At 69.9% G+C, this 20647-nt stretch carries 21 protein-coding genes; 12 read left to right on the forward strand and 9 right to left on the reverse strand.

Annotation, left to right across the window (positions count from 1 at the left end):
• Positions 1 to 3: 3 nt before the first annotated feature.
• From MRAB57_RS26895 to MRAB57_RS26950, 12 genes are all read left to right on the forward strand, one after another.
• Positions 4 to 258: a HypC/HybG/HupF family hydrogenase formation chaperone gene (locus tag MRAB57_RS26895; RefSeq protein ID WP_077090045.1), complete on the forward strand. Its 255-nt coding sequence runs from the start codon at positions 4 to 6 to the stop codon at positions 256 to 258.
• A 1-nt stretch (position 259) separates the two neighbouring features.
• The gene (hypF, locus tag MRAB57_RS26900) at positions 260 to 2641 is read left to right on the forward strand and encodes a carbamoyltransferase HypF (RefSeq protein ID WP_077090046.1); all 2382 of its coding nucleotides are present in this window, start codon (positions 260 to 262) and stop codon (positions 2639 to 2641) included.
• Positions 2638 to 3363, forward strand: coding sequence for a hydrogenase assembly protein HupF (locus MRAB57_RS26905; RefSeq protein ID WP_077090047.1), 726 nt, complete (start codon positions 2638 to 2640; stop codon positions 3361 to 3363). The genes hypF and MRAB57_RS26905 overlap by 4 nt, the downstream gene beginning before the upstream one ends.
• Positions 3360 to 4022, forward strand: a complete 663-nt coding sequence (locus MRAB57_RS26910) for a D-sedoheptulose-7-phosphate isomerase (protein WP_077090048.1) — start codon at positions 3360 to 3362, stop codon at positions 4020 to 4022. The genes MRAB57_RS26905 and MRAB57_RS26910 overlap by 4 nt, the downstream gene beginning before the upstream one ends.
• Positions 4019 to 5125: a hydrogenase expression/formation protein HypE gene (gene hypE / locus MRAB57_RS26915; protein ID WP_077090049.1), complete on the forward strand. Its 1107-nt coding sequence runs from the start codon at positions 4019 to 4021 to the stop codon at positions 5123 to 5125. The genes MRAB57_RS26910 and hypE overlap by 4 nt, the downstream gene beginning before the upstream one ends.
• Positions 5126 to 5192: 67 nt before the next feature.
• Positions 5193 to 5465: a HypC/HybG/HupF family hydrogenase formation chaperone gene (locus MRAB57_RS26920; RefSeq protein ID WP_077090050.1), complete on the forward strand. Its 273-nt coding sequence runs from the start codon at positions 5193 to 5195 to the stop codon at positions 5463 to 5465.
• Positions 5466 to 5480: 15 nt separating this feature from the next.
• Positions 5481 to 6611, forward strand: coding sequence for a hydrogenase formation protein HypD (gene hypD, locus MRAB57_RS26925; RefSeq protein ID WP_077090051.1), 1131 nt, complete (start codon positions 5481 to 5483; stop codon positions 6609 to 6611).
• Positions 6608 to 7339 carry a DUF6390 family protein gene (locus MRAB57_RS26930; protein WP_077090052.1) on the forward strand — a complete coding sequence of 244 codons (732 nt, stop codon included), beginning with the start codon at positions 6608 to 6610 and terminating at the stop codon, positions 7337 to 7339. Before hypD ends, MRAB57_RS26930 begins: the two co-directional genes overlap by 4 nt.
• Positions 7340 to 7357: 18 nt before the next feature.
• Positions 7358 to 8476, forward strand: a complete 1119-nt coding sequence (locus MRAB57_RS26935) for an alkaline phosphatase family protein (RefSeq protein ID WP_077090053.1) — start codon at positions 7358 to 7360, stop codon at positions 8474 to 8476.
• Positions 8477 to 8512: 36 nt separating this feature from the next.
• Complete coding sequence (locus tag MRAB57_RS26940; RefSeq protein WP_077090054.1) at positions 8513 to 9361, forward strand: isocitrate lyase/PEP mutase family protein; 849 nt, start codon at positions 8513 to 8515, stop codon at positions 9359 to 9361.
• A gap of 104 nt (positions 9362 to 9465) precedes the next feature.
• Positions 9466 to 9849 carry a hypothetical protein gene (locus tag MRAB57_RS26945; RefSeq protein ID WP_083743541.1) on the forward strand — a complete coding sequence of 128 codons (384 nt, stop codon included), beginning with the start codon at positions 9466 to 9468 and terminating at the stop codon, positions 9847 to 9849.
• Between the two features lie 108 nt (positions 9850 to 9957).
• Positions 9958 to 10857: a PPE family protein gene (locus MRAB57_RS26950; RefSeq protein ID WP_077090056.1), complete on the forward strand. Its 900-nt coding sequence runs from the start codon at positions 9958 to 9960 to the stop codon at positions 10855 to 10857.
• On the opposite strand, the gene MRAB57_RS26955 is transcribed toward MRAB57_RS26950, so the two are convergent.
• Genes MRAB57_RS26955 through MRAB57_RS26995 form a run of 9 tightly spaced genes read right to left on the reverse strand, consistent with a single transcriptional unit; the run spans position 10844 to position 20601 of the window.
• Positions 10844 to 11620, reverse strand: coding sequence for a 3-oxoacyl-ACP reductase (locus MRAB57_RS26955; protein WP_108638013.1), 777 nt, complete (start codon positions 11618 to 11620; stop codon positions 10844 to 10846). The two genes, MRAB57_RS26950 and MRAB57_RS26955, sit on opposite strands and share 14 nt — an antisense overlap.
• Positions 11617 to 12984 carry an aldehyde dehydrogenase family protein gene (locus MRAB57_RS26960; protein ID WP_077090058.1) on the reverse strand — a complete coding sequence of 456 codons (1368 nt, stop codon included), beginning with the start codon at positions 12982 to 12984 and terminating at the stop codon, positions 11617 to 11619. The genes MRAB57_RS26955 and MRAB57_RS26960 overlap by 4 nt, the downstream gene beginning before the upstream one ends.
• A complete protein-coding gene (locus MRAB57_RS26965; RefSeq protein WP_077090059.1) occupies positions 12981 to 13730 on the reverse strand; it encodes a gamma-glutamyl-gamma-aminobutyrate hydrolase family protein in 750 nt (249 codons plus the stop codon). The genes MRAB57_RS26960 and MRAB57_RS26965 overlap by 4 nt, the downstream gene beginning before the upstream one ends.
• The gene (locus MRAB57_RS26970; RefSeq protein ID WP_077090060.1) at positions 13696 to 15105 is read right to left on the reverse strand and encodes a glutamine synthetase family protein; all 1410 of its coding nucleotides are present in this window, start codon (positions 15103 to 15105) and stop codon (positions 13696 to 13698) included. Before MRAB57_RS26970 ends, MRAB57_RS26965 begins: the two co-directional genes overlap by 35 nt.
• A 23-nt stretch (positions 15106 to 15128) precedes the next feature.
• Positions 15129 to 15683, reverse strand: coding sequence for an alpha/beta hydrolase (locus MRAB57_RS26975; protein WP_077090061.1), 555 nt, complete (start codon positions 15681 to 15683; stop codon positions 15129 to 15131).
• A gap of 58 nt (positions 15684 to 15741) precedes the next feature.
• On the reverse strand, positions 15742 to 17247 hold the full coding sequence (locus tag MRAB57_RS26980) for a cobyric acid synthase (RefSeq protein WP_077090062.1): 1506 nt from the start codon (positions 17245 to 17247) through the stop codon (positions 15742 to 15744).
• Between the two features lie 6 nt (positions 17248 to 17253).
• Positions 17254 to 18111, reverse strand: coding sequence for a type I methionyl aminopeptidase (gene map / locus MRAB57_RS26985; RefSeq protein ID WP_077090063.1), 858 nt, complete (start codon positions 18109 to 18111; stop codon positions 17254 to 17256).
• Positions 18112 to 18121: 10 nt separating this feature from the next.
• A complete protein-coding gene (locus MRAB57_RS26990; protein ID WP_077090064.1) occupies positions 18122 to 18727 on the reverse strand; it encodes a DUF1707 SHOCT-like domain-containing protein in 606 nt (201 codons plus the stop codon).
• 35 nt (positions 18728 to 18762) lie between these two features.
• The gene (locus MRAB57_RS26995) at positions 18763 to 20601 is read right to left on the reverse strand and encodes a penicillin-binding transpeptidase domain-containing protein (RefSeq protein WP_077090065.1); all 1839 of its coding nucleotides are present in this window, start codon (positions 20599 to 20601) and stop codon (positions 18763 to 18765) included.
• Positions 20602 to 20647 lie beyond the last annotated feature (46 nt).

Consider the following 20647-nt stretch of genomic DNA (forward strand, 5'->3'; position numbering starts at 1 on the left):
CCGATGTGCCTAGGGATACCCGGTCAGGTGGTCAGGGTGCTGGACGGCTACGAGGGCCAGCTGGCGCTGGTCGATGTCGTCGGGGAGCAGCGCAAGGTCAACATCGGGATGCTGCCCGAAGAGACGTTCGCGCCCGGGGATTGGGTAATCATCCACATGGGCTTCGTGGTCGAGAAGACGGACCGGGCCGGGGCCGAGCAGGCGATGGCGGGCCTGCAGCTGATGGGCCGGGGCAGCGCCGATCCGGAGAGCGGCTGACATGACCGAGGCCCCCCTGATGCTCACTTCGTTTGCGGTGCCGGACCCACGCCCCGCCCAGGTCCGGCAGCGCTTCACCGTGACCGGCGTCGTCCAGGGGGTCGGCTTTCGCCCGTTCGTGTACCGCGTCGCCAGCGAGCTCGGCCTGGCCGGATTCGTCGGCAACGATTCGGGGGCGGTCTTTCTCGAGGTCCAGGGCGAACGCTCGAGCGTGCTCGAATTCGATCGCCGGCTGCGTGCCGATGCCCCACCGCTGGCACGGATCACCGCCGTCTCGGTGACCGACCTCGCGGCGGATAGATTCTGCGGCAATGGCTTTCGCATCGTAGGCAGCCAGACGGTCGCCGGCGCCAAAACACCCATCCCGCCGGACATCGCGGTGTGCGACGACTGCGTGGCCGAGCTGTTCGATCCACGGGACCGGCGTTACCGGCACCCGTTCATCACATGCACCAACTGCGGGCCGAGGTTCACCATCATCCGCGAATTGCCGTACGACCGCCCGGCGACCACGATGTCGGCGTTCCCCATGTGCGGGCGCTGCGCCGCCGAATACCACGACCCGTCCGATCGCCGGTTCCACGCGCAGCCGATAGCGTGCCCGGATTGCGGTCCGTCGCTGTCGTTCTGGGCGCCGACCGATGGGTGCCTTGCCGGGTCGGACCCGGCCCTCGCGGCCACCCAACGCGCCCTGGCCGCGGGCGCGGTGATCGCGATCAAGGGGATCGGCGGCTACCACCTGGCCTGTCGCGTCGACGACGAGGACACCGTCACAGCGCTGCGGGCACGAAAGATGCGGGGCGCCAAGCCGTTCGCCATGCTGGTCCGCGACCTCGGCGTCGCGCGGCGCTACGCCCGGATCGACGACAGTGAGGCGGCAGTTCTGTCGAGTTCCGCACGTCCCATCGTGCTGCTGCGGCGGCGCACCGACGCGCCGGTCGCCGGCGCCGTGGCACCCGGCAGCCCGCTGCTCGGCCTGATGCTGCCGTACTCCCCCATCCATCACCTGCTGCTGGCGCCCGTGCCCGGTACCGACGAACCCGCGCCCGATGCCTTGGTTTTGACCAGCGCCAACCGCTCCGACGAACCCCTCTGCTTCACCGACGACGATGCGCAGCAGCGGCTGCCCGAGCTGTGCGACGCCATCCTCGATCACAATCGGCCGATCCACGTGCCGTGTGACGACTCCGTGGTGCGGGTCATCCGGGACCGGGACGGGGCCCGTGAGCTGCCCATCCGGCGATCCCGCGGCTATGCGCCCCTACCGGTCGATCTCGGATACGCCGGCCCGGCGGTGTTGGCGGTGGGCGGGGAACTCAAGAACACGTTCTGCCTCACAGACGGCTCGCGCGCCTACCTGTCCGGGCACATCGGGGACATGGCGACCGTCGCGACGCTGCGGGCGTTCGAGCGCGCGGTCGGCCAGCTCAGCGAAATCCGGAGTCGGCCATCACGATTGGCCGCCGACCTGCACCCCGGGTATCACACCAGGAATTGGGCGGAGCGGCACGCCGGCGATCGGCCACTGGATCTGATCCAGCACCACCACGCGCACGTGGTGTCGCTGCTTGCCGAGCATGGGCGCCTCGGCGAACCCATCGTCGGAATCGCCTTCGACGGCACCGGTTACGGCCGCGACCAGACGATCTGGGGCGGCGAGATCCTCAGGCTGGGGCGCGACAGTCACCGTTTCGTGCGGGCCGGCCACCTGCTACCGGTCCCCTTGCCGGGCGGCGACACCGCCGTACGAAACCCGTGGCGGATGGCGCTGTCCCAATTGTGGATGGCGGATATCGAGTGGGTACCCGAGCTTTCTCCGGTCGGCGCGGCAACGCCGGACGAATTGCGGCTCATCCGTTCGCAGTTGGAGAGCGGCACCGGATGCGTGCCGTGCTCGAGCATGGGCCGCCTGTTCGATGCCGTCGCCTCGCTGCTGGGGGTTCGGCACCGCATCGACTACGAGGGCCAGGCCGCGATCGAACTCGAGGCGCTGGCCGAGTCGGCCACACCCCATCGGCTGTTGCCGTCGCTGCCGTTGACGGTGCGGGCCGACGGGGTGATCGACCCGGTGACCATGATCCAGACGATGGTGTGGGCGCTCTACGCCGGCACCCCGGCCGCGACGCTGGCGGCCGCGTTCCACCGGTCGGTCGCGATCGCCGTCGCCGAGGTGGTTTCCCGGGTGGCCGGTGCGGTTCGGCTAGTGGGCCTTACCGGCGGCGTGTTCCAGAACGCGATGCTACTGCGTCTATGCCGTGATCTGTTGCAGTACAACGGGTTCGAGGTGCTCACACACCACACGGTACCGCCGAACGACGGCGGCCTGGCGCTGGGTCAGGCGGCGATCTCGATACTCACCGCGCTCGAGGAGGGGCAGCCGTGACCGCCGCTACCGCGATCGACCGGGGTCTGAGCGCCGAGCTGGCCGACGACTTGGCCGCCGCCGCATTCACCTTGGCCAAGCGATTCGCCGCGGGCGCCACCATGTGGTCCATCGCGCCGTCGGCCGAACCGCACGCGCTGCACATCGCGGTCGAGTTCGTGCATCCGGTGATCATGGGAAAGCGGGCACTGCCCGCGGTGGCGCTGACCGGCCCGGACCTGGTCGATGTGGTTCGGATATCGGTGCGGCCCGGCGACATTGTGGTGGCCGTTGCCGGCGCGAACAACACGACGGTGCGCTCGGTGATGCGGCGCGCCCCGGCCTGGGGGGCGACCACGATCTGGATCGGCAGCGGCCCGCGGCCCGCGGCCGGAATGGCCGACCACGTGCTGTGGCTCGACGATCCCGATCCGCGAGTCCCGGCGACGGGTGGCTTCGTGTTGTTCTATCACCTGCTGTGGGAGCTCACCCATGTCTGCTTCGAGCATTCGGGGCTGCTCAAACCCGAAGCCGCCGCGTCGGTTTGCGTCACCTGCAGTGACGAGGGGCGCCTGGGCGAGGTGGTGGCCGCCTCGGCCGGCGGGCACGCCGAGGTGCGCACCGCGCGCGGGATTGAGGACGTGGTGACGACCCTGATCGACCCGGTTGCGGCCGGCGAGCTGGTGTTGGTCCACGCCGGGACGGCGATCAGCCACGTTCACGACGAGGACGGCGCGGGATGAGCCACGACGAACCGACCAACTTCCTGTACCCGTTCATCGACGCCGAGGAAGACGATTCCGCCTCGCTGCTGGCCGACCTGGCCGCCTCGGCGCGGGCCAAGGCGACCGAAAGCTTCGCGCTGCGGCGCTCGACGCTGCAGGCGAACGCCGACCTGTTGCACCGGGCCGGTGCCGAGATGGCGCGCCGCTTCGCGACGGGCGGGCGCCTGTTCACCTTCGGAAACGGCGGTAGCTGCACCGATTCCACCACGCTGGCGGGGCTGTTCGCCCGCCCGCCGATCGGCAAGCCGCTACCGGCGTGGTCGCTGACCGCGGATCAGGCGATCGTCACCGCGCTGGGCAACGACGTCGGGTTCGAGTTGGTGTTCGCCCGTCAGTTGATCGCCCGCGCGCAGGCCGGCGACATCGCGATCGCGATGTCGACCAGTGGTAATTCGCCCAACCTGCTGGCCGCGCTGGCCGAGGCGCGCCAACGCGGCCTGTACACCGTCGGTTTCGCGGGTTATGACGGCGGCGCATTCGCCGCCAACCCGAATGTGGACGCCTGCTTCGTCGTTCGTTCGCAAAGTGTGCACAGGATTCAGGAATCCCAGGCGCTGCTGGGCTATCAGCTGTGGTTGACCGTGCACTCCGGCGATCAAAGTTTGGGGGCCGCATGAACGCGGGTGACTACCTGTCCTCGGGACCGCGCTTCGCGGAAGGCAAAGTGATCGAACGGATCGAGTCGTTCCGCAGGCGCCGGCCCCGGCTGCTCGACGACCACGTGACCCTGGCGCACGGCGCCGGCGGGAAGGCCTCGGCCGCATTGGTGGACGCGGTGTTCATGGAGGCGTTCCGCAACCCGGCGCTGGAGTCCCTCGGTGACAGCGCGGTGCTGACGTTGCCCGGCGGCGAGCGCATCGCGATGTCCACCGATTCATTTGTGGTGCAGCCCAGGCGTTTTCCCGGCGGCTCCATCGGCCGGCTGGCCATCCACGGAACCTGCAACGACCTGGCGATGGCCGGCGCGGTGCCCGCGTGGATTTCGGCGGCGTTCGTGCTCGAGGAGGGCTTCGCGATCGCCGAATTGAAGGAGGTGGTCGCTGACATGGCCGACGCGGCGGCCGAGGCGGATGTGCACGTCGTGACCGGCGACACCAAGGTGGTGCCCAAGGGCGCCGCCGACGGCATGTTCGTGACGACCACAGGGGCCGGTGTGATTCCCGCGGGGCGCGCGCTGTCGGCGGACTCGGTGCGCACCGGCGACAAACTCCTGCTGTCCGGTTCGATGGGTGATCACGGCATGGCCGTCATGCTCGCCCGCGGCGATCTGGCGATCGAGGCCGATATCCACTCCGACACCGCGTGTTTGAGCCCCCTGGTGGAACTGCTGCTAACGGCCGCGCCGTCCACGCGCTGGCTGCGCGACGCGACCCGGGGCGGGGTCGGCACCGTGTGCAACGAGCTGGCCCAGGCCTGCGGGCTGGGCGTGGTGCTCGACGAACAGCGATTGCCCGTGCAGCCCATGGTCAACGGGGCGTGTGAGTTGCTCGGCATCGACCCGCTGTACGTCGCCAACGAAGGCAAGTTCGTCGCCGTCGTCGCACCCGAGGAGGCCGAGGCCGGGCTGGCCGCGCTGCGGTCGCACCCGCTGGGCGTCGACGCCGCCGAAGTCGGCGAGATCGTCACCGAACCGGCGGAAAGCGTCGTGCTGCGAACCGGATTCGGTGGCACCCGGATGGTCGACATGCTGGTCGGCGACCCGCTGCCCCGGATCTGCTGAGAAAGGACGTGGCGATCGCAAGCGTGACGAAGCCGGGCGCGGCGGGTCGTCACTGAAAGGAGCTGACATGTGTCTTGGAATCCCGGGCCGGATCGTCCAGATCACCGATCCTGCCAACTATTTGGCGAAGGTCGACGTCAGCGGTGTACAGCGCACGATCAGCGTGCGCCTGCTGGAAGGCGACCTGCCCGGGCCCGACGAATGGGTGCTGGTCCACGTCGGGTTCGCGATGGCCAAGATCGACGAGACCGAGGCGCTGCTCACCCTGGCCGCGATCAAGAAACTCGGCGATGCCTACGCCACGGAAATGGCCGCCTTCGACTCGACTTCAATCGGCTGACAGTGAGGAACCGCAATGAAATTCGTTGACGAATTCCGCGACCCGGCGGCGGCACGCAAACTCATGGTCGCCATCGAGCACCTGGCCGGTGCGGACGCCGAACAGTTCAAGTTCATGGAGGTGTGCGGCGGGCACACCCACACCATCTACCGGCACGGCATCGAGCACCTGCTGCCCGACAACGTCGAACTGGTGCACGGACCCGGCTGCCCTGTCTGCGTCATTCCGATGGGGCGCATCGACGACGCGATGTGGCTGGCCGCCCAGCCCGACGTGATCTTCACCTGCTTCGGCGACATGATGCGGGTGCCCGGTTCGAACGGAAGCTTGTTGGACGCCAAGGCGCGCGGCGCCGACGTGCGCTTCGTCTACTCGCCGCTGGACGCGCTGAAAATCGCCGTCGATAAACCGGACCAGCACGTCGTGTTCTTCGCCATCGGTTTCGAGACCACCGCGCCGTCGACGGCTGTCACGTTGGTGCGGGCGCGTGAGCTAGGCCTGACCAATTTCAGCGTGTTCTGCAATCACGTCACGATCGTGCCGCCGATCAAGGCGATCCTGGAGTCACCCGATCTGCGACTGTCGGGTTTCATCGGGCCCGGGCACGTCTCGACAGTGGTCGGCAACCGGCCGTACCGGTTCGTGCCGCAGGTATACCGAAAGCCGTTGGTAGTAGCCGGATTCGAACCGCTGGACATCCTGGCAGCGGTCGCGATGCTGTTGCGCCAGATCCGCGAGGGCCGCTGCGAGGTGGAGAACCAGTACAGGCGGGTGGTGCCGGAAAACGGGAACCCGGCCGCGCTGGCGCTGATGGGCAAAGTGTTCGCGCTGCGCCCGCATTTCGAATGGCGTGGCCTCGGGTTCATCTCGCAAAGCGCGCTGCGACTGCACGACGACTTCGCGGAATTCGACGCAGAGCTGCGCTTCGCCATGCCCGGCGTGCGCGTCGCCGATCCCAAGGCATGTCAGTGCGGTGAGGTGCTCAAGGGCGTGCTCAAGCCTTGGGAATGCAAGGTTTTCGGCACCGCCTGCACACCGGAAACCCCGATCGGAACGTGCATGGTGTCCCCCGAGGGGGCCTGCGCGGCCTACTACAACTTCGGCCGGATGCACCGCGACGCCGCCAAGCTGGTGGGGCGCACTTGACCGATCCGGGCGTCGACATGTTCGCGCGCTACGCGTATGCGCCCAACGCGCTGGGCTACTGCGGGCCGCCGTTGGGCGCCACCCTGCGAGACGGCTCCGCCGACGAGGTGCGCAGCGCGGCAACGGGATTTTCCGGGGCCTGGCCGTATCTGCGCGTGCTGTCCGCGCTGACCGGTATCGTCGACCCGCTCGATTACCGCCTCGTCGAATCGTATTGGCTCGGGGGTGGTATCGGCGCAGACATCGATCCGCGGGACTTCTTCGAAGCGTTGCTGGAGATCATCGGCGCGCAAGCGGGCCGGTACTGGTCCCACCTCACGGCCGACCTGGCCTCCGAGGCGGCGGGCAATCATTGCTTCCACGTGTTCGGTGTGTACCCGTGGACAAGGTTTCTCGGCCGAGGCATGGACGAACATCCGCTCGGCGTGTTGGACAACTGCCGAATCACCTGGGGCACAGTCATTTCCCGCGACCGTGACGACATTGAGGTGCTGTGTCAACGGCTCACCTGGGACGGCCAGGCGCTGGCGTTGTCCGAACCCACGCCACGGGAACTCGAGGTGTGGGCCGACGGCTACAGCGCGGTGCCCGACGTGGCCACCGGCGACGAGGTCGCGGTGCACTGGGGCAGGCTGTGTGGCCGGCTGAAGGCGGAGCAGGTTCGCGCGCTCGCCGACAGCACAGACCGGCAACTGCGGATAACCAGCCAACGGCTGGCGCACGTCTAGTCGTGCCAGAATGGGCCCGTGCCCGGTTCCCTGTGCGACGTGCTGCCGTCGGCTGCCGCGCTGCTGGAGGTTCCGGACGCGGTCGACACCCTGGGCTTGACGGAATCGGTTGCCGGACAGGTTGATCGCGTCGCGGTCTTCCTGGTCGACGGGTTGGGCTGGCACCTGCTGCCGGAGCTGGCGGGCAGCGCGCCGCTGCTGGCCGCCGTGGTCGCCGGGAACGCCGGCCGGCTGACCGAGCTCGCCTGCACCTTCCCGTCGACGACGCCCAGCAGCCTGGTTTCACTGGCCACCGGCGTGCGGCCCGGCGAGCACGGCATCCTGGGTTTCACCCTCAACGTCCCCGGCACCGACCGGGTGCTCACCCACATCCAGTGGCGCGACGATCCGCCGCCCGCCGAATGGCAGCCGCTGCCAACCTGGTTCGAGCGGCTCACGCGCCACGGCATCGCCACGCGCGCGGTGCTGCCCGCGTACTTCATGGGCAGCGGGTTGACCGACGCGGCGTACCGCGGCGCCGACTTCCGCCCTGCCGACCCCGGCGGCGACTACGGCCGGCACGTCATCGACGAGCTGCACGCGGCGCCGGGCCTGGTCTACTGCTACATCGCCGACCTGGACACCGCTGCGCACCTATTCGGGATCGGGTCGCCGCAGTGGCATGAGGCGGCCGCCCGAGTCGATGCGCTGCTGGTCCGCCTGGTCGACGCGTTGCCCCGGAACACCGCCCTACTGGTCACGGCCGACCACGGCGGCCTCAACGTCCCGCCCCAGTCGCGCATCGACCTCGACGCCGATCCGCGGCTGAGCGCCGGGGTCCGCGTGGTGGCCGGCGAGCCGCGGGTGCGCTACCTGCACACCGAGCCGGGTGCCGCGGCCGACGTGCAGGACGCGTGGAGCGAGCTGCTGCGCGGGCGGGCCGGCGTCTACGGCCGCGACCAGGCGGTGAGCAGCGGAATGTTCGGGCCGGTCGACCCCCGGTTCCTGCCGCGCATCGGCGACGTCGTCGTCGTGTGCGAGGGCGACTGGGCCGTGCTGGCCACCGCGCACGAGCCACCGGAAGCGGCCCGCCTCATCGGTTTTCACGGCGGGGCCACCGACGCCGAAATGGCAATCCCGCTGATCGTATTCGCCTGAGCGGTCAGTGTCGGTGGCCCGTGGTAGACCGGGGCGATGGATACCTCCGAGCAAACCCGGCGCGGCGAACAATTCCACCGGCTGCACGACGGCGACGAGATCCTCGTCCTGCCGAATCCCTGGGACATCGGCACCGCCCGGCTCTTCGCCAACCTCGGATTTCAGGCGCTGGCGACGACCAGCGCCGGCCTGGCGTTCTCGCTGGGACGGCGCGACGGTGACGGCGCGGTCGACCGGGACGAGACGCTCGCGCACGTGCGCACGATCGTCGAGGCAACGCCCCTGCCGGTGACGGCGGATCTGGAGAACGGCTTCGGTGAATCGCCCGAGACGGTGGCACAGACGGTGCGCCTCGCCGGCGAGATCGGCCTGGCCGGGGCCTCGATCGAAGACGCGACCTACCGGCCCGACGACCCGGTCTTCTCCCGTGCGCTGGCGGTGGAGCGAATTCAGGCCGCCGTCGAGGCCGCGCGGGCGCTGCCCTATCCGTTCACCCTGACCGCGCGCTCGGACAACTTCATCCGCGGTCGCCCCGACCTCGACGACACGCTGGCCCGGCTGCAGGCATTCGAGGCCGCGGGCGCCGATGTGCTCTACGCCCCGGGGCTTCCCGACGCCGCCGCGCTGCGCCTGGCCTGCGGCAGCGTGGCCAAACCCTTCAACTATGTCGCCGGCATCGGGGCGACCCGCTTCACGCTGGCCGAACTCCGGGAACTCGGGGTGCGCCGGGTGTCGACGGGCACGTCGTTTTGCCGCGCCGGCCTGACCGCCGCCGTGCGTGCCGCCCGCGAAGTGCTGGAAGAGGGCACGTTCGGCTATATCGACGGCGTACACAGCGTCGCCGAGTTCAACGAGCTGATCGATCCCGGGGGCCACGACTCCTGACTTTGACCGTTTTCACAGCTCGCCACAGGTAGCAGCCAAGAATCCGCGTATACAGTCGGGCCACTGTGAGGTATCGGGGCGCTGGCGGGACTCGGCGATGGCGGTTGGCCATCGCGGTGGTCGCGGCCCTGGGGGTGTTCGCCGCGGTCGTGACCGGGTGGGCGGCGCGCGGGTCCGCGGTGGCGGGCGTCGCGCTGCCGCAGCTGGCGGCGCAGTCCCAACAGGCCCACGCCGCGCAGCCGGCTGAGCACGCCCCGGTGAGTCTGCACAGGGACGCGCCGGTGGACGAAAAGGTCACCACGAACGCGTGGATGACGCGCGAGCGGCCGCCGACGTGGCCCCGCCTGACGCCGGACGCGGTCTGGTCGCCGCTGCCGCCCTCGCTCGCCGCCTCGGGCGTCCCGCCCGACAACGTTGCCTCCGTCCCGCCCACGCCCGCGCTTGCCGGCCGAGATCTATTGACCCACCTCTGCGTCACCCGAGTCTGATCGGTTGGCGCCACGCCGTCGTGCTCTCCCGCGTCAAAAGCTCTGTGACGCATCCGACAAACACGTAGGTGCGTAACCCCTGCGTCTATCTGGTTTAAGGAGGTGGCCATGAATTTCGCAGCACTCCCACCCGAAGTCACGTCCGGGCGCCTGCATCAAGGCCCCGGCTGCACCACATTGCTCGAATCCGTCACTGCCTGGGAACAATTGACCATTCGGCTCTCCACCGCGGCCGCCGATTACCGGGCGGTGACCTCGAAGCTCGCGGCGAGGGCGGCCGTGGCAACCGCGGTGACCGACGCCGCGGCCCTGTTCGTCGATTGGCTGAGCTCCGCCGCCGGGCACGCTCAGCAGGCGGCCGCTCACGCCGGCGCGGCCGCACACGCCTACGAGACGGCGCTGGCCGCGTCGGCCACACCCGCGGCCGTCGCCGGCAACCGCGCACTGCGGACGGCCCTGGTCGCGACGAACTGCCTGGGCCAGCACGGCCCGGCCATCGCGGCGGCCGAGTCCGACTACGAACGGATGTGGGCCCAGAACGTCGACGCCATGTACGCCTACGCCGGCGCCTGCGCCGACGCGTCGACCATCGCCCCGTTCAGCTCGCCGCCCAGCGCCGCGGCGCGGGAGCCCCGCAGCTGGGTTCTGCAATCGGCGCCGGAGCTCGTGGCCGCGGGCCAGCAGGTGATGGATGCGATTCCCCAAGCCCTGCACGGGATCTCGCATTCACCACCGACGACCTTCGACGCCGCCCTGGCACCGGTGACGCCGTCGTTGTCGAAGCTGAGTTCCCTGACCGCGCCGTCGGGTCTGGCGATCGCCCACCTGAATTCGCTCAACAAGTCGGCGGCGTTGCGCTGGCTGTTGCCGAACCAGGGCGGCGCCACCAGCCCGGTGATCACCGCGCGGCTGGGTCGCGCGGGCTCGACCGGGATGCTGTCGGTGCCGCCGGCCTGGTCGACCGGCGCCGGGTTGGCCCTCGCGGGGGCGGCCGTCAGAGCGGTGTGACGTAGGCCGAGCTGATGCCGCCGTCGACCAGGAACGTCGAGGCCGTGATGAACGATGCGTCGTCGCTGGCCAAAAACGCCACCGCGGCGGCGATTTCGTCGGCCTCGGCGAATCGTCCGACCGGCACGTGCACCAGCCGGCGCGCGGCCCGCTCGGGGTCCTTCGCGAAGAGCTCCTGCAGCAGCGGGGTGTTGACCGGGCCCGGGCACAGCGCGTTGACCCGGATCCCCTGCCGCGCGTATTGCACGCCCAGCTCCCGCGACATGGCCAGCACGCCGCCCTTGGACGCGGTGTAGGAAATCTGCGACGTCGCCGAGCCCAGCACCGCGACGAACGACGCCGTGTTGACGATCGACCCGCGCCCCGCGGGCACCATGTGCCGCAGCGCCGCCCGGCAGCACAGGTACACCGAGGTGAGGTTGACGTCCTGGACCCGTTGCCACGCCGCCAGCCCGGTGTTCTCGATCAGGTCGTCGTCGGGCGGCGAGATGCCGGCGTTGTTGAACGCGATGTCCACCGAGCCGTAGGTGTGCGCCGCCGCATCGAACAGCGTGTCGACGGCGCCCTCGTCGGAAACATCCACCGGCACAAACAAACCCGACAGCTCTTCGGCGACGGCTGCCCCGCTGTCGGCGTCCAGGTCGCCCACGACGATTCGCGCGCCTTCGGCGTGCATCCGCCGGGCCGCCGCCAGGCCGATGCCGCTGCCGCCGCCGGTGATGACCGCCACCCGGCCCGCCAGCCGTCGGGTCAGGTCCATCAGGTGTCCTCCTTGATCGCGACGAACACGTTCTTGGTCTCGGTGAATCCCAGCGGCGCGTCCGGGCCCAGCTCGCGGCCCAGGCCCGACTGTTTGAAGCCGCCGAACGGCGTGTTGTACCGCACCGAGGAGTGCGAATTCACCGACAGGTTGCCGGCTTCCACGGCCCGCGACACCCGCAGCGCGCGGGACAGGTCGTCGGTCCAGATCGATCCCGACAGGCCGTAGGCGGTGTCGTTGGCCAGCGCGATGGCGTCGGCCTCGTCGTCGAACGGCAGCACCGCGACGACAGGACCGAAGATCTCGTCCGTCACGGCGCGGTCACCACGCTGTGGCGTCAATACCGTTGGCGGGAACCAGAATCCACGCCCAGTCGGCGCGCTGCCGCGAAACGCGACGGGCGCGTCGTCGGGCACATAGGAGGCCACCTTGTCGCGATGCGCCGCCGAGACCAGCGGGCCCATCTCGGTGTCGCGGGAGGCGGGATCGCCGACGGCGACGGCCTTTACCGCCGGCTCGAGCAGCTCCATAAAGCGGTCGTAGACGTTGCGCTGCACCAGGATTCGGCTGCGGGCACAGCAGTCCTGGCCGGCGTTGTCGAAGACGCCGCCGGGCGCGCTGGCCGCGGCAAGCTCAAGGTCGCAGTCGTCGAAGACGATGTTGGCGCTCTTGCCGCCCAGCTCCAGGGTCACCCGTTTGACGTGGGCAGCCGCCCCGGTCATCACCGACTTGCCGACCCTGGTGGACCCGGTGAACACGATCTTGCGGACCCCCGGGTGGGTGACGAGCCGCTCCCCCACCACCGGGCCGGCCCCGGGCAGCACCTGCAGCAGGTCGCGGTCCAGCCCGGCCTCGACCGCCAGCTCGCCGAGCCGCAGCGTGGTCAGCGGCGTCCACTCGGCCGGTTTGACCAGCACGGCGTTGCCAGCGGCCAGCGCCGGGGCGATGCCCCACGACGCGATCATCATCGGGAAATTCCACGGCGTGATCACCCCGACCACACCCAGCGGCTCGTTGAACGTCACGTCGAGTCCGCCGGCGACGGGAATCTGCTTGCCGGACAAGCGTTCCGGGCTGCCGGCATAGAACGCCAGCACGTCGCGGACATGGCCGGCTTCCCAGTCCGCCGAGGAGATCGGGTGCCCGGAATTGGCGACCTCGAGCGCGGCCAGCTCGTCGACGTGGGCGTCGACGGCCGCGGCGAAGGCGCGCAGCCCGGCCGCGCGTTCGGCAGGCGACACCCGCGCCCAGCGCCGCTGGGCCGCCGCCGCGCGCGCCACCGCGTCATCGACGGCCGCGGCGTCGAGCAGCTCGACCGAGGCCAGCACTTCCTCGGTGGCCGGATTGACCAGCTGCGCCGCGCTCATCGGCTGCCGGCGTACGACCGGGCGGCGTCCACCACCGCCTGGAACAGGCGCAGGTCGTCCAGGGTCTTCTCCGGATGCCACTGCACCGCGAGGACGAAGTTCTCGCCGGGCAGCTCCAGCGCCTCGACCACCTCGTCCGCGTCCCAGGCGCTGACCACTAACAACTCGCCGACCTTGTCGATGGCCTGATGGTGATAGCAGGAGGCGTCGGCCGACTCGCCGAGCAGCCCGGCCAACCGGGTGCCCGGCACGGTGCGCACCGACAGCCGGTTGAAGATCCCGTTGCCGGCCCGGTGCCCGTTGTGCCCGAGGACGTCGGGCAGGTGCTGGTGCAGCGTGCCGCCGAACGCGACGTTGAGCACCTGCGCGCCCCGGCAGATGCCCAGCACCGGCAGGCCCCGGTCCAGCGCGCCGCGCAGCAGCGCGAACTCCCACGCGTCGCGGTCGGTGCGCGGCTCGTCGGTGGTCGAATGCCGTTGCTGCCCATAGGCATCGGGGTCCAGGTCGTAGCCGCCGGTGATCACCAGCGCGTCCAGGCTGTCCAGCGCCGAGCCGACGACGTCGGCGTCCGCCGGCTGCGGCGGCAGCAGCACCGCGATGCCGCCGGCGGCGATGATGCCCTGGAAGTAATCCGCGGGCAGGTAACCGGCGGAGACGTCCCAGATCCCGGTCCGCACCTGTTCCAGGTAACTGGTCAGGCCCACCACCGGCCTAGAGGCGCTCAAACCCACGCTTCCTCTCCCAATCGGTGACCGCCGCGTTGAACGCCGCCAACTCCACGCGCGCGTTGTTCAGGTAGTGCGCGACCACATCGTCGCCGAATACTTCGGCCGCGAGCTCCGAGTTCTCGAACAGCGCCGCCGCCTCGGCCAGCGTGGCGGGCAGCCGCTGCACGCCGGCGGCTTCGTAGGCGTTGCCGGGGTATGGCTCGGGCAGCTGAAGGCCCTTGTCGATACCGTACAGGCCGCCCGCGATCAGCGCCGCGACCGCGAGGTAGGGGTTGACATCGCCGCCGGCGACCCGGCATTCGACCCGCATGCCGTCCCCGTGGCCGACGACGCGCAGCGCACAGGTGCGGTTGTCCAGCCCCCAGCACAGCGCGGTGGGCGCGAAGCTCCCGTCGGCAAAACGCTTGTAGGAGTTGATGTTCGGCGCGAAGAACAGGGTGAGCTCGCGCAGCGTGGCCAGCAGGCCCGCGACGAACTGGCGGAACGTCGGCGACATGCCGTGCGGGCCCGCGGCGTCGGCGAACACCGGACCGTCGGTGGCGCGCAGCGAAAGGTGGATGTGGCAGCTATTGCCTTCGCGCTCATCGTATTTCGCCATGAAGGTCAGGCTCTTGCCGTGCTGGTCGGCGATCTCCTTGGCGCCGTTCTTGTAGACGGCGTGGTTGTCGCAGGTGGTGAGCGCGTCGGCGTAGCGGAACCCGATCTCCTGCTGGCCGTTGTTGCACTCGCCCTTGACGGCCTCGAACCGCAGCCCGGCGCCCTCCATGCCCAGCCGGATGTCGCGCAGCAGCGGGTCCATTCGCGTCGACGCCAGAATCGCGTAGTCGATGTTGTAATCGCTGGCCGGGGTCAGCCCGCGGTAGCCGTCGGCCCATGCCTGGCGATAGGGCTCGTCGAACACGATGAACTCCAGCTCGGTGGCGGCGTCGGCTTCCAGCCCGCGCTCGGCCAGCCGGTCGAGCTGGCGGCGCAGCACCGCGCGCGGCGCGACGCCGACCGCGCTGCCGTCGGCCCAGCCCACGTCGGCGATCACCAGCGCGGTGGCCGGCAGCCAGGGAATCAGCCGCAGCGTGCCGAGGTCCGGGGTCATGACCATGTCGCCGTAGCCGGTCTCCCAGCTCGACATCGCGTAGCCGGACACGGTGTTCATTTCGACGTCGACGGCCAGCAGGTAGGCGCAGCACTCGGCGCCATGGGCGACGACCTCGTCGACGAACAGCCGCGCGGAGATCCGCTTGCCGACCAGCCGGCCCTGCATGTCGGTGAACGCCACGATGACGGTGTCCACCTCGCCGATGCCGACGAGCTGTTCGAGCGCGCTCAGCGACAGCGGTGCCGGGCCCGCAGAACCGGAATCGTCCGCAGCGCCGTGGTGGTTCTCCTGGTGGCCCATGACCCGCTAGTCAACCAGGCGTTTTACCAGGTGCTGGTGCGCAACACGATCTCGGCCGCCAACTGGGCGGTCGACTCTTGCGCATTGCGCCGGGTGAGCAGATCCACGGTGCGGTATTCGGAGTAGACGTAGCGCTGGCTGTCGTTGGCCACCGTCCGCGCGGCGGGCGAGCTGACCAGCACGGTCGTACCGACCTCGACCGCCGGGCACTGCTCGTCGCGCACCACGCCGTTGAGGTCGGCCACCCGCGGGTGGCCGCGGTCGACGGCCACCAGGCCGACGAACCGCCCGACCCTGGTCGCCGCGAGCTGCCACGCGAGTTCGCCGCCGGCGCGGTCGCCGACGACCACCGCCCAGCTGATCCCCAGCGCGTCGAGAATGCCGACCACCGACTTGGCCGTCAGCCGCGGGTCGAGTCCGATCACCACGGTCCGCAGCGAAGCGGTGTGCAGGCGATCGCAGACCGCGTCGTAGGCGGCCAACGGGCGGTCCTCATCGCCCAGGATGACGACGACGACACCCTTCTCCGGACCCGCGAGGTCCACCGGGACGGGAAACCCGTCGAGAGTGGTCATCATCGAAGACACTCACGCACGCTAGCGCGAAGGGGCCTGGATGCGCGAGGTTTCTCCTCCGTTATCCGGACCTCAGCTCGCTGGCCACGTGCGGCCGTCGCGGCGGCGGGCCCTCGAGCAGGCCCAGCACCGCGTCGGTGTCGAGGTGGGCCCCCAACAGGTCGGCGATCCGGTCCAGCTGGGCGTCGCGCCGACCCGCGACGTCCGTGTCGTCGGCAACGACGAAGCCGGCCCGGCCCGCCGCGGCGGCGACTCGGGTAAGCCACGAGCGCCGGAAACCGTCGTTGTCGAGCAGGCCGTGCCAGTGCGTGCCGAAGACCGCGCCGCGGCTGATGCCCTGCGGTTCGCCGTCGGCGTCGAACCAGCTCGCCTCGCCGGACCGGGTCAGCCGGCCGTGGTGGATCTCGTATCCGGCCAGCGGCGTTTGCCAGGTGCGCAGCGTCTTGACCTCTCCGAAGGCGATGTCGGCGTCCAGCAGACCCAGCCCGGCGACGTCGCCCGCGCGGGATTCCACGGTGTCGGTGATCCGTCGGCACAGCATCTGCATGCCGCCGCAGATGCCCAGCACCGGCCTGCCCGCGCCGGCGTGCTCGGCGATGGCGGCGGCAAGGCCGCGCTCGCGCAGCCAGGACAGGTCCGCGACGGTGGCCTTGCTGCCCGGCAGCACGATCAGGTCGGCGTCGGCCAGGTCGGCGGGGTCGCTGACCCAGCGCGCCAGCACGCCCGGCTCGCAGGCCAGCGCCTCGACGTCGGTGGAGTTGGAGATCCGCGGCAGCCGCACCGCGGCCACCCGCAGCCACTCGTCGCCGCGTGGGGGCGCCGGCGTGCCGACGACGCTGTGCGCGACCACCGACAGCGAGTCCTCGGCGTCCAGCCACAGCTCGTCGGCGTAGGGCACCACGCCGTAGGTGGGGCGGCCCGTCAGCTCGAGCAGCTGCCGCAGCCCGGGCTCCAGCAGCGCGGGGTCGCCGCGAAACTTGTTGACGACGAAGCCCGCGATCAGCGCCTGGTCGTCGGGCTCGAGCACCGCGACCGTCCCGAACAGATGCGCCAGCAGGCCGCCGCGGTCGATGTCACCGACCAGGATCACCGGCAGGTTCGCCGCCCGGGCCAGTCCCATGTTGGCCAGATCGGTTGCCCGCAGGTTGATCTCGGCCGGCGAGCCCGCTCCCTCACAGATCACCGCATCGAATTCGTCACGCAGACAAGATAATTCCTCGATGACGATATTGAGCAGACCGTCGCGATGCTGGACATAGGAGGCGGCGGAAACCGAGCCGGCGACCTGCCCGCGGATCACCAGCTGCGACGTCCGGTCGCTGCCGGGTTTGAGCAGGATCGGGTTGAACCGCACGCTGGGCGCCAGCCCCGCCGCCCTGGCCTGCAGCGCCTGGGCCCGGCCGATTTCGCCGCCCTCGACGGTGACGACGGAGTTGTTGGACATGTTCTGCGCCTTGAACGGCGCGACCCGGATTCCCTTGCGGGCCAACAGCCTGCACAGCCCGGCCACCACCACCGACTTGCCCGCGTCGGAGCTGGTCCCCGCGACGAGCAGAGCCCCGCTCACGGATTCCTATACCTGAGTCAGGATCTCGGCGCCGGTGTCGGTGACCAGCAGGGTGTGCTCGAACTGCGCGGTCCACTTGCGGTCGCGGGTGACCACCGTCCAGCCGTCGTCCCAGATTTCGTAGTCCAGGGCGCCGAGGTTGATCATCGGTTCGATCGTGAACGTCATGCCCGGCTCGATGATGGTGTCGACGGCGGGCTGGTCGTAGTGCAGCACCACCAGCCCGTTGTGGAACGTGGTGCCGATGCCGTGACCGGTGAAGTCGCGAACCACGTTGTACCCGAACCGGTTTGCGTACGCCTCGATGACGCGCCCGACGACCGACAGCGCGCGCCCGGGCTTGACGGCCTTGATCGCCCGCATCGTCGCCTCGTGGGTGCGCTCGACGAGCAGCCGGTGCTCCTCGGACACGTCGCCGGCCAAAAACGTCGCGTTGGTGTCGCCGTGCACGCCGTCGATGTAGGCGGTGACGTCGATGTTGACGATGTCACCGTCTTCGACCACCGTCGAGTCCGGGATGCCGTGGCAGATGACCTCGTTGAGCGACGTGCAGCAGGACTTCGGGAATCCCTTGTAGCCCAGCGTCGATGGGTAGGCGCCGTTGTCGACCATGTACTCGTGGGCGATCCGGTCCAGTTCGTCGGTCGTCACACCCGGGGCGACGGCCTTGCCCGCCTCTTGCAGGGCGGCGGCCGCGATCCGGCCCGCGACGCGCATCTTCTCGATCACTTCCGGCGTTTGCACCCACGGCTCGGTGCCTTCCTTGACGGTCGGCTTCCAGGCGTATTCGGGGCGCGGGATGCGGCTGGGCACCGGCAGCGTCGGCGACAACGCTCCCGGCGCAAGCGCGGTGCGAGCAGGCATGTTTGCTAGTTTAGCCGGGCTGACCTCGGAGCCGACGGCGCAACGAGTGCCCCAACGCCCGGTGGGGGCCGCGGATGACGACCGACCCGAACACCATCCGACCGGTCAGCACGACGTGCGGCGTTCCCTCCGCGAGGGCGTCCCTGCGGCGGTCGCTGGCGCTGCCGCCATAGACCTCGACGTCGTCGATGGAAGCGCTGGCGCCCTCGGGCAACCGGATGTCCACCGAGCCGAATCGCATGTCGAGTTCGATGACCACGACCGGCCCCGCGAAACGGGCCTTGGTGAGGTCGAGTTCGATCGAGCCGAGCCGGCGCACCAGCGCCAACCGGGTGGGGACCGTCCATTCGCCGTGGCGCTTCAGCGAGCCCGCCCAGCCGCGCAGTTCGACGCGGTCGGCCGCCGACGTGACGATGGCGCCCGGCCCGGGCAGGTCGCTGACCAGCCCGGCCAACTCGTTTTGGGTCCGCGCGTCGGACACCCGCGACGAACGCTGCTCGAACTCGTCGATATCGATCAGCCCGAGCGCAACCGCGTTGTGCAGTCGCCGCATCGTGCCGTTGCGGTCGGCGTCGGACACCCGCAAGGCGAGCATGTCCCCACCGCTGTCGGTCATGCCCGCAAATTTACCGCCCTCGCGGGAACGAGACGTTACGCCAGGTAGCCCGGGGGCATCGACTCGAACATCACCTTGGTCATCCGCACCGCGTACTCCGAGCTGCCGCCCCCGACGATCAGCGTCGCGAAGGCCAGGTCGCCGCGGTACCCGGCGAACCACGAGTGCGATCCGCCCGGGAACTCGGCCTCACCGGTCTTCCCGTAGATCTCGCCGCAGCCGTTGATCTCCTTGGCGGTCCCGTTGGTCACCACCAGCCGCATCATCGGCCGCAGCGCGTCGACCATCTTCGGGCTGATCGGGGTGTTGTCGCCCTCGACCGTCGTCGGCCGGCCGGCGATCAGCTGCGGCACCGGGGTCTTGCCGGCGTCGACGGTCGCCGCGACCAGGGCCATGCCGAACGGGCTGGCCAGCACCTTGCCCTGGCCGAAGCCGTCCTCGGTGCGCTCGGCGAGGTCGACCGTCGGCGGCACCGAGCCGGTCACCGTGGTGATGCCGTCGACCGTGTAGTCGAGCCCGATGCCGTAGCGGGTGGCCGCCTGGGTCAGGCCGCGGGGCGGCATCTTGCTGCTCAGCTCCGCGAAGGTGGTGTTGCACGAGCTGGCGAACGCACGTGACATCGATACCACGCCGAGGTCGAAGCCGCCGTAGTTGGGAATGGTCCGGTGGCCGATGTCGAGGTGGCCCGGGCAGCCCAGCATTGTGTTGGGCGAGGCCATGTCGCGGTCGATGGCCGCGCCGGCGGTGACCATCTTGAACGTCGACCCCGGCGGGAAGAGGCCGTTGGTGGCGGGCAGGCCGTCGGCGTCGGCGCCGCCGTTCTGCGCGACCGCCAGGATCTCGCCCGACGACGGCTTGATCACCACGATCATCGCCTTGCCGCCGCGGGTGTCGACGGCGTGCTGCGCGGCGTTCTGCACCGCCCGGTCCAGGGTGATCGACACCGACGGCGCGGGCGACCCCTCGACCTCGTGCAGGACGGCGACGTCGACGTTGTTCTGGTTGACGCTGACCACCCGCCAGCCGGCCTGGCCGTCGAGCTGGTCGATCACCGCCATTTTGACCTCGCCGATCACCGCGGGCGCGAAATGCGGGTCGGTGGCCAGCATGTCGGGCTGCGGCGTGACGACGATGCCGGGCAGCTTGCCGATCAACGGGAACACCTTGTCGTTGTCGGCGGGCAGCAGCGTGACGCCCAGGTCTATCTGGTTGGGCGTCGAGCTGGCCCGCTCGGCGAGCAGCTGCGGGTCGGTCAGCGTGTCGTTGAACGGCCGTAGCACGTCGACGATCGAGTGGGTGGTGAAGCTCAGCGACTGCGGCGGTCCGGCCGCGGCGGCGTCCAGCGTGTAGTGATAGCGGTAGCCGGGCGCGAGCACGTCGCTGCCGCCGATTTCGTTCACCGACGCGCGCCGCGGCTGGTCGGCCCGCAGCGCGAACGTCTGGTGTTCGCCGAGCCGGGGATGCAGCCCGGTCGGCGTCCAGCGGACCTCCCAGCGGCCCTCGTAGCGCGCCATCTGCAGCTGGCCGTCGTAGTTCCAGGTCCGGTTCTTGGGCAGGTGCCAGGTGAAGCGGTAGCTGACCGTGCCGGTGTCCTCGGCGTGCTTCGCGCTGAGCACCTGCGCGTCCAGGTGGGTGGCCTGCAGCCCGGACCACGCGGCGTTGAGCGCCTCGCGGGCCTCGTTGACGCTGTCGCAGAACTGCGCGGCCGTCGCGGTGTCGCCGACCGACAGGGCGTGGAAGAATTTTTCGGCGACGGGGCCGGGGCCGTCCGGTCGCGGCGTGCACCCGGACAGCGCGATGACCGCGACCAGCAGCAAGCCCGAAACTGTTGAGACTGCTGATGCCAGCGAGATCTGAGAGGTTGTTGTTGCCATCGTGACAGATGTTAGAACTGTGACGGTCAGTCCGCCGCAGACACAC

It is taken from the genome of Mycobacterium rhizamassiliense, from assembly GCF_900157375.1.
Classification (GTDB): domain Bacteria; phylum Actinomycetota; class Actinomycetes; order Mycobacteriales; family Mycobacteriaceae; genus Mycobacterium; species Mycobacterium rhizamassiliense.

Excerpts from the sequence above, each read along its gene's own strand:
- MRAB57_RS26970 (WP_077090060.1), bottom strand. The coding sequence starts at position 15,105 with ATGGGCCACCAGGAGAACCACCACGGCGCTGCGGACGATTCCGGTTCT.
- MRAB57_RS26995 (WP_077090065.1), bottom strand. The coding sequence starts at position 20,601 with ATGGCAACAACAACCTCTCAGATCTCGCTGGCATCAGCAGTCTCAACA.
- MRAB57_RS26975 (WP_077090061.1), bottom strand. The coding sequence starts at position 15,683 with ATGATGACCACTCTCGACGGGTTTCCCGTCCCGGTGGACCTCGCGGGT.
- MRAB57_RS26990 (WP_077090064.1), bottom strand. The coding sequence starts at position 18,727 with ATGACCGACAGCGGTGGGGACATGCTCGCCTTGCGGGTGTCCGACGCC.
- hypD (WP_077090051.1), top strand. The coding sequence starts at position 5,481 with ATGAAATTCGTTGACGAATTCCGCGACCCGGCGGCGGCACGCAAACTC.
- MRAB57_RS26910 (WP_077090048.1), top strand. The coding sequence starts at position 3,360 with ATGAGCCACGACGAACCGACCAACTTCCTGTACCCGTTCATCGACGCC.
- hypF (WP_077090046.1), top strand. The coding sequence starts at position 260 with ATGACCGAGGCCCCCCTGATGCTCACTTCGTTTGCGGTGCCGGACCCA.
- MRAB57_RS26895 (WP_077090045.1), top strand. The coding sequence starts at position 4 with ATGTGCCTAGGGATACCCGGTCAGGTGGTCAGGGTGCTGGACGGCTAC.
- MRAB57_RS26950 (WP_077090056.1), top strand. The coding sequence starts at position 9,958 with ATGAATTTCGCAGCACTCCCACCCGAAGTCACGTCCGGGCGCCTGCAT.
- hypE (WP_077090049.1), top strand. The coding sequence starts at position 4,019 with ATGAACGCGGGTGACTACCTGTCCTCGGGACCGCGCTTCGCGGAAGGC.
- map (WP_077090063.1), bottom strand. The coding sequence starts at position 18,111 with ATGCCTGCTCGCACCGCGCTTGCGCCGGGAGCGTTGTCGCCGACGCTG.
- MRAB57_RS26960 (WP_077090058.1), bottom strand. The coding sequence starts at position 12,984 with ATGAGCGCGGCGCAGCTGGTCAATCCGGCCACCGAGGAAGTGCTGGCC.
- MRAB57_RS26940 (WP_077090054.1), top strand. The coding sequence starts at position 8,513 with ATGGATACCTCCGAGCAAACCCGGCGCGGCGAACAATTCCACCGGCTG.
- MRAB57_RS26920 (WP_077090050.1), top strand. The coding sequence starts at position 5,193 with ATGTGTCTTGGAATCCCGGGCCGGATCGTCCAGATCACCGATCCTGCC.